The organism is Streptomyces sp. DT2A-34 (assembly GCF_030499515.1).
Taxonomy (GTDB): domain Bacteria; phylum Actinomycetota; class Actinomycetes; order Streptomycetales; family Streptomycetaceae; genus Streptomyces.
Window position 1 is genome coordinate 2,609,741 of the sequence record NZ_JASTWJ010000001.1, and the last position, 12,739, is coordinate 2,622,479.

At 70.8% G+C, this 12,739-nt stretch carries 11 protein-coding genes and 3 pseudogenes; 5 read left to right on the plus strand and 9 right to left on the minus strand.

What is annotated here, in order from left to right:
* Positions 1–80: 80 nt before the first annotated feature.
* Positions 81–1,241, plus strand: a complete 1,161-nt coding sequence (locus QQM39_RS11235; protein ID WP_302003548.1) for a serine hydrolase — start codon at positions 81–83, stop codon at positions 1,239–1,241.
* On the opposite strand, the gene QQM39_RS11240 is transcribed toward QQM39_RS11235, so the two are convergent.
* Positions 1,231–1,770 (minus strand): hypothetical protein, encoded by a 540-nt coding sequence (locus QQM39_RS11240; protein ID WP_301996558.1) that lies wholly within the window; start codon positions 1,768–1,770, stop codon positions 1,231–1,233. The genes QQM39_RS11235 and QQM39_RS11240 overlap by 11 nt on opposite strands.
* 120 nt (positions 1,771–1,890) lie before the next feature.
* Between QQM39_RS11240 and QQM39_RS11245 the strand changes: the two genes are divergently transcribed.
* From QQM39_RS11245 to QQM39_RS11255, 3 genes and pseudogenes are all read left to right on the plus strand, one after another.
* Positions 1,891–3,243, plus strand: coding sequence for a diacylglycerol kinase family protein (locus QQM39_RS11245; protein ID WP_301996559.1), 1,353 nt, complete (start codon positions 1,891–1,893; stop codon positions 3,241–3,243).
* 24 nt (positions 3,244–3,267) lie between these two features.
* Positions 3,268–3,498, plus strand: a pseudogene (locus tag QQM39_RS11250) (sugar ABC transporter substrate-binding protein); the annotation flags it as partial.
* Positions 3,498–3,683 (plus strand): annotated as a pseudogene (locus QQM39_RS11255) (ABC transporter permease); the annotation flags it as partial. The pseudogenes QQM39_RS11250 and QQM39_RS11255, both read left to right, overlap by 1 nt.
* 536 nt (positions 3,684–4,219) lie before the next feature.
* Here the strand turns inward: QQM39_RS11255 and QQM39_RS11260 are convergent.
* Positions 4,220–4,762 (minus strand): annotated as a pseudogene (locus tag QQM39_RS11260) (ISKra4 family transposase); the annotation flags it as partial.
* A 30-nt stretch (positions 4,763–4,792) separates the two neighbouring features.
* On the opposite strand from QQM39_RS11260, the gene QQM39_RS11265 reads away from it, so the two are divergent.
* Positions 4,793–5,431, plus strand: coding sequence for a LysE family translocator (locus QQM39_RS11265; protein ID WP_301996560.1), 639 nt, complete (start codon positions 4,793–4,795; stop codon positions 5,429–5,431).
* A gap of 186 nt (positions 5,432–5,617) precedes the next feature.
* Here the strand turns inward: QQM39_RS11265 and dmpG are convergent, their stop codons facing one another.
* From dmpG to QQM39_RS11300, 7 genes are all read right to left on the minus strand, one after another.
* Complete coding sequence (dmpG, locus tag QQM39_RS11270; RefSeq protein ID WP_301996561.1) at positions 5,618–6,643, minus strand: 4-hydroxy-2-oxovalerate aldolase; 1,026 nt, start codon at positions 6,641–6,643, stop codon at positions 5,618–5,620.
* Positions 6,640–7,596 carry an acetaldehyde dehydrogenase (acetylating) gene (locus tag QQM39_RS11275; RefSeq protein ID WP_301996562.1) on the minus strand — a complete coding sequence of 319 codons (957 nt, stop codon included), beginning with the start codon at positions 7,594–7,596 and terminating at the stop codon, positions 6,640–6,642. Before QQM39_RS11275 ends, dmpG begins: the two co-directional genes overlap by 4 nt.
* Positions 7,593–8,423: a 2-keto-4-pentenoate hydratase gene (locus tag QQM39_RS11280; protein ID WP_301996563.1), complete on the minus strand. Its 831-nt coding sequence runs from the start codon at positions 8,421–8,423 to the stop codon at positions 7,593–7,595. The genes QQM39_RS11275 and QQM39_RS11280 overlap by 4 nt, the downstream gene beginning before the upstream one ends.
* 5 nt (positions 8,424–8,428) lie before the next feature.
* Complete coding sequence (locus QQM39_RS11285; RefSeq protein ID WP_301996564.1) at positions 8,429–9,367, minus strand: 3-carboxyethylcatechol 2,3-dioxygenase; 939 nt, start codon at positions 9,365–9,367, stop codon at positions 8,429–8,431.
* Positions 9,368–9,376: 9 nt separating this feature from the next.
* Positions 9,377–10,375, minus strand: a complete 999-nt coding sequence (locus QQM39_RS11290; RefSeq protein ID WP_301996565.1) for a zinc-binding dehydrogenase — start codon at positions 10,373–10,375, stop codon at positions 9,377–9,379.
* Positions 10,376–10,627: 252 nt separating this feature from the next.
* Positions 10,628–11,101: a GNAT family N-acetyltransferase gene (locus QQM39_RS11295; protein ID WP_301996566.1), complete on the minus strand. Its 474-nt coding sequence runs from the start codon at positions 11,099–11,101 to the stop codon at positions 10,628–10,630.
* A 7-nt stretch (positions 11,102–11,108) separates the two neighbouring features.
* On the minus strand, positions 11,109–12,692 hold the full coding sequence (locus QQM39_RS11300; protein WP_301996567.1) for a long-chain fatty acid--CoA ligase: 1,584 nt from the start codon (positions 12,690–12,692) through the stop codon (positions 11,109–11,111).
* Positions 12,693–12,739 lie beyond the last annotated feature (47 nt).

Here is a 12,739-nt window from a genome sequence, read left to right on the forward strand (position 1 = left end):
CGGGGCCGTACGGCCCGACGATGATCACGGACCTCCCACCGGACGTCCATCGGACCTCCCGCCCGCCTCAGGAGCAGCAGATGCCCGTACGCCCGCTTCCCGCCCTCCTCACCTCAGCGCTCGCCCTGACCCTGACCGCGCTGCCGCTGGCCGGGACGGCCTCCGCGCGCCCCGCGTCGTCGTCGTGCAGCGCGCGGGCGATCGAGGCCGCCCCGGCGGACGGCCCCGACGTCGGGGCTCTGTGCGCGGCACTCGCCGGACTGCCCGACAAGGACGCGACGGCCGCGCTGATCCGCGTGGGCGGCAAGGGAAGCTGGCACGGCGTGGCCGGTGTGCGCGACATGAGAACCGGAGCGCCCGCGCTGGAGAACGCCCGCTTCCGCGCCGGTTCGACGACGAAGATCGTGACCTCGGCGATCGTGCTGCAACTCGCCGCCGAGGGGCGGATCTCCCTCGACGGGACCGTGCAGCAGTACCTGCCGGGCCTGCTCACGAAGGACTTCGCGCCCATCACCGTACGGCAGTTGCTGAACTTCACCAGCGGCCTGCAGCCGGGCGCGTCCCTCGGCGAGGACGTCGACGACGGCTACGAGCACCGCTTCGAGACGCTGACCTCGCAGGAGGTGGTGGCCGCGTCGGTCGCCAAGGGTCCCGACCCCGACCACGCGCCCGGCGAGCACCAGCGGTACGGCAACATCCACTACACCGTGCTCGGCATGCTGATCGAGAAGGTCACCGGCGACTCGTACGCCCACCAGGCGGCCGTACGGATCTTCCGCCCCCTCGGCATGCGGCACACCTCGTTCCCGGCCGGCCCCGACCCCCGTATCCACGGCCCGCACAACCGCGGGTACGACTGGATCGACGGCAGGCTGGTCGACGTCACCGAGTGGAACATGTCCGACCGGTTCGCGGCCGGCGACATGATCTCGACGACGGCAGACCTGGATCGGCTGGTCTTCGCCCTGTTCCGCGGTCAGGTCGTACCCGAGCCGCAGTTGAAGGAGATGTTCACGGTCCCGGCCGTCGACGGGGCCACCATGAGTGCGGGGATGGAGCGTTACGAACTGAACGGCAAGGCCATATGGGGCAAGACGGGCGCCCGCCCCGGCTATCACACCGTCGTCGCGGCCACCCGTGACCTGTCCCGGACGGTCGTCTACTCCGTCAACTCGGCCGACGCGAAGGGCGACGGCCTGGCCCTCGCCCAGCGCTTCGCGTTCCCGGCGTTCAACCGCTGACGGCGACGGCAGCGGCGGCCGGAGGTGCCGACGCTTCGGTCAGCGCCTCAAGTCGCTTGATCTTCTTCCGTACGACGTACAGCGGGATCACCCCGAAGACGCCGAACGACATGTCGATCACCGACCACCAGAAGGGAATGTCGCGGATCGGCCCGCAGATGAGGGCGAGCGGGATGATGCCGGCGCAGGCGATCATCCCGAACTCGACGACCCAGATGTTGCGGACGGGGTCGCGGTAAGGGCCGTAGAAGGCGACCGCGATGACGAGGTGGGCGAAGGCCAGCCAGTCCGTGCCGTAGAGGAGGAAGGGGTAGTCGGCGTCGGCGGTGTCGAGTCCGTGCCGGACGCGTTCGATCCAGTCCATAAGGCCGGGGAGGTGCTCCGGCACGGGCAGAGAGCGCAACAGGTCCTCGGTCCAGCGCAGTTCGTGGACGAGGGGGAAGGCCGTGGCGCCGCTGAGCACCAGGCAGACGACGAAGGAGGCCAGCCAGATGCGGATGCCCTTGAGCAGGGCGGCTCTGTCGCTCATGGGGGCAGCGTACGCCTGGAGTTGAACACGTTCGAAAGCGGGGTCCGGCAGGCCCCTCACCGCTGCCGTCCGGTCCGCGACGGACCGGGCCCTACGATGTCCGCGGCGGACGGAGAAATCATGGGCTTGGACTTGACCGGGCGGGCCTACCGAGCACAACGGTGGGCGGCGCGGACGGCATTGGCCGCGGCAGGGCTCGCGGTACTCGTGCCACTCGCCTACGGCGGCATCGGCGGCGTTGTGCTGCTGGTGGCCGGGGCCGCGGGGCTGGGCCTCAGCGCGGTCGCCGTGTGGTGGACGCTGACCCTGCGCGGACCGGTGCGCTGGGCCGCGGCCGCCCTGGCCCTGGCGGTGCCTGCCGCTGTCGTGGCCCTGTTCGCGGCCACCCTCTTCTGGGCGCTGCTGGCGTCCGTGGCGCTGTGGGCGGTGGCCGTCTGGAGCGGCCGGTACGCGCTGCGGGGCACGGGCAGCCCCCGGGTGCGGGTGATGCGGGAGCGGAAGGCGCCGCCGCCGCAGCGGCCGTATCTGATCATGAACCCGCGCTCGGGCGGCGGGAAGGTGGTCCGCTTCGCTCTCCAGGAGAAGGCCGAGCGCCTCGGCGCCCGCGTCATCCTGCTCGACCCGGAGCAGCACCAGGACGTCACCGCCCTCGCCCGCAAGGCCGTGGCGGACGGCGCCGACCTGCTGGGCGTCGCGGGCGGTGACGGCACCCAGGCGCTGGTCGCGGCGGTCGCCGCCGCGTACGACATCCCGTTCCTGGTGATCAGCGCCGGCACTCGCAACCACTTCGCCATGGACCTCGGCCTCGACCGCGACGACCCCTCCACCTGCCTCGACGCGCTCACCGACGGCGTGGAACTCCGCGTCGACCTCGGCTTCGCGAACGGCCGGCCCTTCGTCAACAACGCCTCCTTCGGGGCGTACGCGGCCATCGTGCAGAGCCCCGGCTACCGCGACGACAAGATCGGCACCAGCCTGGAGCTGCTGCCCGACCTGCTCACCCGTCAGCAGGGCCCGCGGCTGACGGCCCGTGCAGGCGGCACCACGCTCGACGCTCCGCATGCCTTGCTGGTCAGCAACAACCCCTACCGCACGGACGATCCCTTCGGACTCGGCCGCCGCGACCGTCTCGACGCGGCCGTCCTCGGCGTCCTCGGCATAAGGGTGGACAGCGCGGCAGAGGCCGCCGGACTGCTGCTCGACCCCGCGCCGGGCGGCCTCACCATCCTCACCGCGCCCGACGTGGTCATCGAGGCCGACCGTGCGGAGATCGAGGCCGGCATAGACGGCGAGGCCCTCGTCCTGCCCGCCCCGGTCCACTGCCGCATCACCCCCGGCGCCCTGCGCGTCCGCGTCCCACGCAAACGCCCCGGCGTCCCACAGCCCGGCCCCCGTCTGGACTGGCGCCGACTGCGCAAACTGGCGGCGACGGTGGGGCGTACGGCGGTGCATCGGCGGGGGCCGTTCATCTGACGCGACGCTAGGACGGTCGGCGGGCAGGACTCCTCCATCGACCAGGTCGTCACCCTCGGCGCCCCCTTCGCCCTCACCGCCGTCGATCAGCAGCCCTACCTCCAGGGCTACCTCTCCGTCGACTCCCTGTGGCTGTACAAGACCAACGGCAACTTCAGCGGCGGCGGCACCGCCCCCGTCCTGACCGGCCCCGCCTTCATCAACAAGGACAACGTCGCCGCGGTCGCCGAATTCGCCTCGAAGGGCACCCGGTGATGAGCACGACCCAACAGGCAGCGCCGGCGGTGACCACACCGCCGCCCCCCGGCCCCAGCGAGGAGAAGGACGGACGGACCCAGCAGCGCCCCCTGGCACTGCGTCTGCCGGCCCGTCCCGAGGTCGGTGTCTTCCTCGGTGCCATCGCGGTGTTCGTGTTCTTCCTCGTCACAGCACCACCCCTGCACACGTCTGGAATTGCTGCGGCGCATCGCCGACTACGCGACAGCTATCGACACACGCCGCCCTCGGACGCCAGAACGCACTCCGGTATCGACTGCCTGCGCGGCAGACCAGGGGGAGCCTTAGCACGTATCAGGCCGCGTACGGCGGCACGTTGCGCCACCAGGCGCACCGACGCCGACCTTCATGCCGAGTTCCAGACCCAAGCGCATGAACGGTGAGGGCTGATCAGCACATAGGAGATGTGCGTGCGTTCGCGGATGTCGGCAAGCAGGTTGAGGGCCTGAATGGATACGTCCTGCTCCCCCGAAGCGATACGCCCTTTGCTGGGCGGAACACCTTTCAGCAGCCTACGAGCGCGGCTCCAGCGCCGGGTCCGCCGCCACCACGTCGACACCGGCGTACCGCACGGAGATGTCGTGGCGCCGGCCCTCGATGCTTGGCTCCGCGCAAAGTGCTACCCGCCCCACTTCAAGTCACCAGGGACGGAAGTCCTGTGACCAGCCTCTTCACAGCAGCGGAGACACTCGCACTTCACGGCGACGTAGTGGAGCTGGTCGGGGTGGCTGGCGAGGTAGCGGTGGCAGAGGGCGACGACGTCGCGGCGGGCGGCGGACAGGTGCTGGGCAGCGGCCTGCGCGGTCATCTTGGTGGCCGCGCAGTCGGCGTGTCCCAACGGGGATCGCGGTGAGTTTGCCGCGGCTCAGGTCTCGGCCTCGCGGCTGCCCGGCGGGTGGAATGCTTGCGCGGCCGTCCAGCAGTACTCGGCAACGTGGACGAAGTCGAGCCGGACGCTCAGCCGGATGTCGCGGCGAGCGGCTTCGGCGTGGATCAGGTCGAGTTGGTGGCGGGCGCCGTCGGCCAGCACGATCCAGTCCCGCAGATGCCGCAGGTCGCGCTGGTCGCCACCGCGCTGGTACTGCTCGGACTCATCCTGTGGGACAGGGGACGGTGGAAGCAGGCGAGGCCGACCAGGAACAGCGCGGTGCCGAGCGACAGGAACACGGCGGCCAAGTCGTCGGAGGCGGGAGATTGGCCCACCCCCGGGAGGCCGGACCGGATGAGGAAACTGGCTGGAAGGGCGAGCTCAGCCCGTGCTTGCATGAGCGTCATGGTGTCTGTCGACCGTTTACTCGCCTTCGCGGCCATGTCGTTCCTACTGATCGTGATTCCCGGCCCCAGCGTGCTGTTCGTGATCGGACGGGCGCTGGCGCAGGGGCGCCGTGCCGCACTGACCACGGTCCTGGGGAACACGATCGGCGCCTATGTGCTCATCGTGGCCGTGGCGTTCGGAGTCGGTTCGGTGGTGGAACGCTCGGTTCTTGCCTTCACGGTGCTCAAGCTGGCTGGTGCCGCGTACTTGGTGTATCTCGGCGTCAAGGCGTGGCGCGAGCGGGGTTCGCTGCAGGCCGCGGTCACAGGTGTGGGGGCTGCGCAGGGCGGTCTGCGGACGTGTGGGGAGGGGTTCGCGGTCGGCGTGACCAACCCCAAGACCATCGTGTTCTTCGCCGCCGTACTGCCGCAGTTCGTCGACCGTGGTCAGGGGCATGTCGCGGTTCAGATGCTGATGCTCGGCCTGGTCTTCAACATCATTGCCATTGCTTCCGACATGGTGTGGGGGCTCGTCGCGGCCACCGCCCGGGACTGGTTCGCCCGTTCACCGCAGCGGCTCTCCCTGGTCGGCGGGATCGGTGGGCTCACCATGATCGGTCTCGGTGTCACCGTCGCCGCGACTGGCCGTAAGGATTGACCCCTCCCCGTCGATCACGCGTCCGGTCCCTAGCCAGTCTCGATGATGTTGCCGCCGAAGGTGAGCCGGTCGACGATGGCCGCGCAGAGCGACACTGACCCACAGGAACGGGGTCACGCCCATACCGGGCGTGACCCCGTTCCCGTGCCTTCTGCCGGCGTCCAAGACGCCGCGGTCAATCCGTGCTCAGCTCACCGGTGTCGCCTCGACCGACGCGAGGTCGAGGGCGATGTCCACGATCATGTCCTCCTGCCCGCCGACCAAGCCCCGGCGGCCGACCTCCAACAGGAGCGCGCGGGCGTCGACGCCGTAGCGTGCGGCGGCGAGCTCGGCGTGGCGCAGGAAGGAGGAGTAGACGCCCGCGTAGCCGAGGGTGAGGGTCTCGCGGTCCACCTGGACCGGGCGGTCGCGCAGCGGTCGGACCAGATCGTCGGCGGCGTCCTGAAGGGCGAGCAGATCGCAACCGTGCTGCCACTCCTGCAAGTTGGCCACCGCGATGAAGGCCTCGATGGGACAGTTGCCCGCGCCCGCGCCCTGTCCGGCGAGGGACGCGTCGACCCGGGTGACGCCTTCCTCCACGGCAACGACGCTGTTGGCGACCGACAGGGACAGGTTTTCGTGCGCGTGCACGCCGATCTCGGTGGCCGGGTCGAGGACGTCGCGGTAGGCGCGGACGCGCTCGCGCATGCCGTCCAGGGTGAGCCGGCCGCCGGAGTCGGTGACGTACACGCAGTGGGCGCCGTAGGACTCCATGAGCTGGGCCTGGGCGGCGAGTTCGGCGGCCGGGGCCATGTGGCTCATCATCAGGAAGCCGGAGACGTCCATGCCGAGGTCGCGGGCCTTGGCGATGTGCTGGGCGGAGATGTCGGCCTCGGTGCAGTGGGTGGCGATGCGGACCGAGCGGACGCCCAGGGCGTGGGCGCGCTCCAGTTCGGCGATGGTGCCGATGCCGGGCAGGAGGAGCGTGGTGAGGACCGCGTTCTCGATCGCGTCCGCCGCCGCCTCGATCCATTCCCAGTCGGTGTGGCTGCCGGGTCCGTAGTTGAGCGACCCGCCGGCCAGGCCGTCGCCGTGCGCGACCTCGATCGCGTCGACGCCCGCCGCGTCGAGAGCGGCGGCGACGCGGCTCACGTCGGCGGGGTCGATGCGGTGCCGGATGGCGTGCATGCCGTCGCGCAGGGTGACGTCCTGGATGTACAGGCTGCGGCTCATCGGTGGGCCTCCGCGGGAAGGGTGCTGCGCCGGGCGATCGACTCGGCGACCCGCAGCGCGGCCGACGTCATGATGTCGAGGTTTCCGGCGTAGGCCGGCAAGTAGTGGGCGGCGCCCTCGACTTCGAGGAAAACCGAGATGCGGGTGGTCACCGGACCGGCGCCGTCCGGCACCAGGGTGTGCACCGGTTCGTCCTCGGCGACGGGGGCGAACTGCACCTCCTGCTTGAGGCGGTAGCCGGGCACGTACTGGGCCACCCGTTCGGCCATCTCCTTGACGGAGGCGCGCACGGCGTCCTGGTCGACGTCACCGGTGAGGCAGAGCACGGTGTCCCGCATGATCAGTGGCGGCTCGGCGGGGTTGAGGATGATGATCGCCTTGCCGCGCGCGGCGCCGCCGACGGTCTCGATGGCGTGGGAGGTGGTCTCGGTGAACTCGTCGATGTTGGCGCGGGTGCCGGGCCCGGCCGACCTGGAGGCGATGGAGGCCACGATCTCCGCGTAGTGGACGTCGGTCACGGCGGAGACGGCCGCGACCATGGGGATGGTCGCCTGGCCACCGCAGGTGACCATGTTGAGGTTGTCGGCTCCCGCATTGAGGTGCTCGTCGAGATTGACCGGCGGGACCACGAACGGTCCGACGGCCGCGGGCGTGAGATCGACGATCTTCTTGCCGTACGGCGCCAGCTTGTGGGCGTTGGCCAGGTGGGCCTTGGCCGAGGTGGCGTCGAAGACGATCTCGATGTCGTCGAAGTGCGGCATCGAGATCAGGCCGTCCACACCTTCGTGGGTCGTGGGGACCTTGAGGCGGGCGGCGCGCGCGAGGCCGTCGGACGCCGGGTCGATGCCGACCAGGGCAGCCACTTCCAAGGTGTCCGACAGGCGCAGGATCTTGATCATCAGGTCGGTGCCGATGTTGCCGGATCCGATGATGGCGACCTTGGTCTTCGTCATGCGTTGCTCTCTTCTGAAGAGGCGGCCTTTTCGGAGAAGGCGGCGGTCACCTCGCCGAGCGAGCTGATCTCGGCACGGATCCGGGTTCCGGGCGGGGTGGGGACCATGGGGCCGAGCGCGCCGGACAGGACGACCTGGCCCGCGCGCAGCGGCTCACCGAACTCCCGTGCGGTGCGGGCCAGCCAGGCCAGGGCGTTCAGCGGGTCGCCGAGGCACGCGGCGCCGGAGCCCTCGGAGACGAGCACGTCGTCGGCGTACAGCCGCATGGAGGTCTCGCGGGGCTCGAACTCGTCGAGGGTGAGCCGGTGTTCGGCCAGGACGAACAGTCCGCTGGAGGCGTTGTCCGCGACCGTGTCGGTGAGGGAGATGTCCCAGTCGGCGATGCGGCTGTCGACGATCTCCAGCGCGGCGACCGCGTGATCGACGGCGGCCCGTATCCGTGCCGGGGTCAGGTCGCCGTCGGCCAGGTCCTCCTTGAGCACGAAGGCGATCTCCGCCTCGGCCTTGGGCTGGAGCAGCCGCCCGGACGGCACCTCGGGCAGACCCGAGACGTCCATGTCGGCGAAGAGCACGCCGAAGTCTGGTTGATCGACGCCGAGTTGGCGTTGCACGGCGGGTGAGGTCAGGCCGATCTTGCGGCCCACGACGACGGCACCGTCCGCCAGCCTGCGACGGGTGAGCTCCTGTTGTACGGCGTAGGCGGCGGCGACGTCGTGTTCGCCGAGGAGGTCCCGTACGGGTGCGACGGGCCGGCCCTCGTCCAGAGCGGCGGCGAGGAGGCTGGCGGCCCGGGCAACCGCGTGGGTGTCAACTGACCTGTGCGTCATGCCGGTTACCGCCCCTCTGCCGTGGCCACGGCGAACCCGGCGATCCACGCGGGGATGGCCTCGTAGAAGCGGGAGGTCATCTCGTACGGTCCGGAGACGGCGAGGGAGGCGAACGCGGCGATCCACGTGCGGACTTCGTGGGCGGAGCCGCCTGCCTCCTTGGCCATCCCGTCCACGGTCCAGGAGTCGAACTCCGCCAACTCGCCGCGTTCCAGGTGGTCGAGGAGACGGTTGTCCCAGGCAGGGTTGATCGGGGTCATCGCGCTCGACCCGGCGGCGTAGTCGCGGCCCGCCTGGACGACCCGCTGTTCGCCCTTCGCACGCTGCTCGGGGGTCAGCGGGTGGCCCTCGATGAGCGCGTCGGCGACTCGGGGTGGCGCCCCGTCCAGCACCGGTACGGGCGGGTCGTGTGAGAGACCACCGGAGGCGAGGAACAGCACGCGGCGGTCGAGTACGGCGGCGGACTCCCCGAGCGCGGTCCCCAGGGCCCTGATGCGGCTCACCGGACCCAGCGGTGTGGCAACGCCGTTGACGAAGACGGGCACGACCGGTACCTGGTCGATGCCGCCGAAGAGGACCTCCAGCGGCTGTGCGAAACCGTGGTCGACGGTCATCCGGGCGGAGACGGTGAGGTCGATACCGCGGTCGAGTGCGCCCTGGGCCAGTGCCTTCGCGGCGACGGTGTCGACGGACAGCGGTCCGGCGGCCGTACCGAAGTCACCCACCGCGTGCGCCTCGGTGGCCAGGCAGAAGGGCGGCATCTCCTTGTAGAAGAAGCCGTTGTAGTGGTCGGGTGCGTAGAGCACGACCAAATCCGGGTCGAAGGCGCGGATGAAGGTCCTCGCGGTGTCCACGGCCTCGTCGACACGGACCAGGACCTCCGGGTCCGGGTCGTTCTTGCCGATGAGGGGCGAGTGGGACAGCCCGACGGCTGCTGCGGGCATGGGCGTTCCTTACTGCTGGGGCTGGGGGCGGGAAGCCGACGGGTGGATGACGAGCTTTCCGGTCAGCCCGCCGTCGATCATGAGCTGGAATCCCTTGTGGATGTCCGTGAGGGGCAGAGTCCGGTCGATCACCGGACGGACTCCGGTCGCGTCGAGCATGCGAAGCATCGCGACGAGTTCGGCGCGGGTGCAGCCGGTGGAGCCGAGGATGCGCTGCTGGAGGTAGAAGACGCGGCCCAGGTCGGCGGGCGGGTTGGTGCCGCTGGTGGCTCCGGCGATCACGACCGTGCCGCCGGGCCGCAGGGACTTCAGCGAGTGCGACCAGGTCGCCTCGCCGACCGTCTCGACGACGACGTCGACCTTCTCGGGCAGCCGTTCACCGGTGGGTACGGCGGCGCGCGCGCCCCAGGTGACGGCTTCGGCACGCTTGTCCTCGCTGCGGCTGGTGGCGTATACGACGGCGCCCGCGGCCACCGCGAGCTTGATCGCGGCGGAGGCGACTCCGCCGCCGGCGCCCTGCACCAGGACCCGGTCGCCGGCGGTGATCCGGGCCTGGGTGAACAGCATGCGGTAGGCCGTGGTCCAGGCGACCGGCAGACAGGCGGCCTCGTCGAACGACAGCCACGCGGGCTTGGGCACCAGGTTGCGGGTCGGCACGGTGACGTACTCCGCGAAGGCACCGTCGTGCTGCTCGGACAGCAGCGCCCGGTTCGGGTCCAGCGTCTCGTCGCCGCGGCCGGCGTCCGGGTCGCCGAGCACCGGGTGGACGATCACCTCGTTGCCGTCCTCGTCGTATCCGGCCGCGTCGCAGCCGAGGACGATCGGGAGCCGCTCGGGAGGGTGACCGACGCCCCGCAGGGTCCACAGGTCGTGCATGTTCAGCGAGGAGGCCACGACACGGACCCGGGACCAGCCGGGCTTCGGTGCGGGCTCCGGTACGTCGTCGCGCAGCGCGAGCCCGGAGAGGGGGTCGGTGGCGCTCTGGGAGATGGCGATAGCGGCAAGCACGGGATTAGGTTGACCGCGGCCTGGTGCTGGGCCCTAGCGCGTGTGCCGCTGTGCAGCACGGGCTCCGTTGTTTCTGGGGCTGCGCCCCAGACCCCCGATCAGGGGTTGCCACGTGATGTTTTCTGTCTGCTGCGGGACGTACGTGGCTGGTCGCGCAGTTCCCCGCGCCCCTCAAAACGCCCGGGGTGAACGTCCGCGGCCGACGGCCAGGTCTTGTGCCTGTGCCGTCGGCCGACTTGAGGGGAAGCGGGGTCAGTGGGGCATGTCGTCCAAGGCCGTAGGGAGGTCGGCCAGCCAGGACGGTTCCGCCGTGAACAGCACGACGCTGCCGTCCGGCAGGTCCGCCTCGGCGACCCGGCGGAAGCCGCCCGCTTCGAAGACGCGCTGGGTGGCGGTGTCGTCCTCGGCCGGTGCCGCGACCACACGGCGGCAGTTCGGGTCGGCGGTGAACAGCGCGGGGACGAGGTCGTTCAGCAGCCGACCGGCCATGTTCTCGGCGTTCTCGACCAGGACCAGCCCAACGGCGATGTCGTACGCGCCGTACGGATAGCAGGCGCGCAGCGGATGGTGCTGGACGCGGTGCAGGCGCAGCTCGACCGGTGTGCCGCCGCCGCGCGGGGCGACGGCGTACGCGTGGACACCGTGACCGGCGTCGTCGAGCGGGCGCAGCGTCCAGCCGCCGAGGGCGGGCTCGGGCGGCGGCTGCACTTCGAGGGACGTGGTCATGACGGGCTCACACCGTGTCGGCGGCCGGCTCGGCATCCGCCTCGACCAGTCGGCGCAGTTCGCCCTTGGCGAGCTTGCCGCTGGCGTTGCGGGGCAGTTGGGCGACGAGCATGAGCCGGGTGGGGAGCTTGTAGCGGGCGAGGTGCCGGCCGGCGAACTCCCGTACCTCTTCCAGCGTGAGCGAGGTTCCGGGCGCACAGGTGAGAACGGCCTGGACGGTCTCGCCCCATCTCGGGTCGGGTACGCCGATGACGGCCGCCTCCAGGACGCCGGGGCAGGCGGCGAGGACGCGCTCCACCTCGGCCGGGTAGATGTTCTCGCCACCGCTGATGATCATGTCCTTCAGCCGGTCGACGATGTAGTAGAAGCCCTCTTTGTCGCGGTGGGCGATGTCGCCGGTGTGGAACCAGCCGGCGTCGTCGAAGGCGGCGCGGGTCGCCTCCGGGTTGTTCCAGTAGCCGGGGGTGACGTTGGGTCCGCGGACGCAGATCTCGCCGCGGGTGTCGGCCTCGGCGATCCTGGCGCCGGTGACGGGATCGGCGAGGCAGATCTCGGTGTACGGCATGGGGGCGCCGGCCGAGCCCGCCTTCTCCAGCGTCAGCTCGACGGGCAGGTACGTGGCGAAGGGGGCCGTCTCGGTGAGCCCCCAGGCCTGCTGGAGCAGGATGCCGCGTTCGGCGTAGTCCTTGATCAGCTGCGGCGGGACGGGTGCGCCCGCGACCACCGCGGAGCGCAGGGCTCCCAGGTCGGCGTCGGCGAAGCCGGGTGTGCGGGCGAGGGCGGCGTACATGGCGGGGACCGCGAAGAAGGTGCTCACCCGGTGCTGGACGAGGTCCTCCAGGCACTGTGCGGGATCGAAGCCGCGGCGCAGGACGACGGTGCCGCCGCGCAGCAGGGTGCGCAGGGTGAGGGCGTTGAGGCCGCCGATGTGGAAGAGGGGGGCGGCGGCCAGGTTCACGTCGTCGGAGCGGGTGTCCACCATGCTGTCGACGTTGACGGCGTTCCACCACAGGTTGCCGTGGGTGAGCATGACGCCCTTGGGGCGACCGGTCGTGCCGGAGGTGTACATCAGGGCGCCGAGATCGTCGTCGTGCAGCGGCACCGGCTCCCGTTCGGGCCGACCGGGGCCGAGCAGCTCCGACAGCGGCGTCCACACGGTCGCGGGCGCGACGGCGGCGGGGCAGGCGGGGTCGGTGTCGACCAGGATGTGGCGGCGGGCGGGGATGTCACCGAGGACCGACTCCACCAGTTCTCGGTGCCCCTCCTCGACGATCACGGTGTGGGCTCCGCTGTCGGTGAGGAGGTGACGTACCTCGTCCGCGGCGAGGCGGAAGTTGACAGGGACGAAGACGGCCCCGAGGTGGGCGGCGGCGAACAGCGCGTGGAAGAAGGTGACGCTGTTGAAGCCCAGGTAGGCGACGCGGTCGCCGCGGCGCAGCCCCTGCTCGGCGAGTCCGGCGGCCAGCTCGATGGCGGTGCGGCTGAGCTGGGCGGCGGAGAACTCCTGCCCCTCGTAGAGGAGGGCGGTGGGCGTGGGGTACTTGGCTCTGCGGTGCAGCGCGGCTGCGGGGCTGATGTCGACGGCGGCCATGGCGGCGGCTCCTTCAATGGCTGTCGTACTCGACGACTGTCGTACGG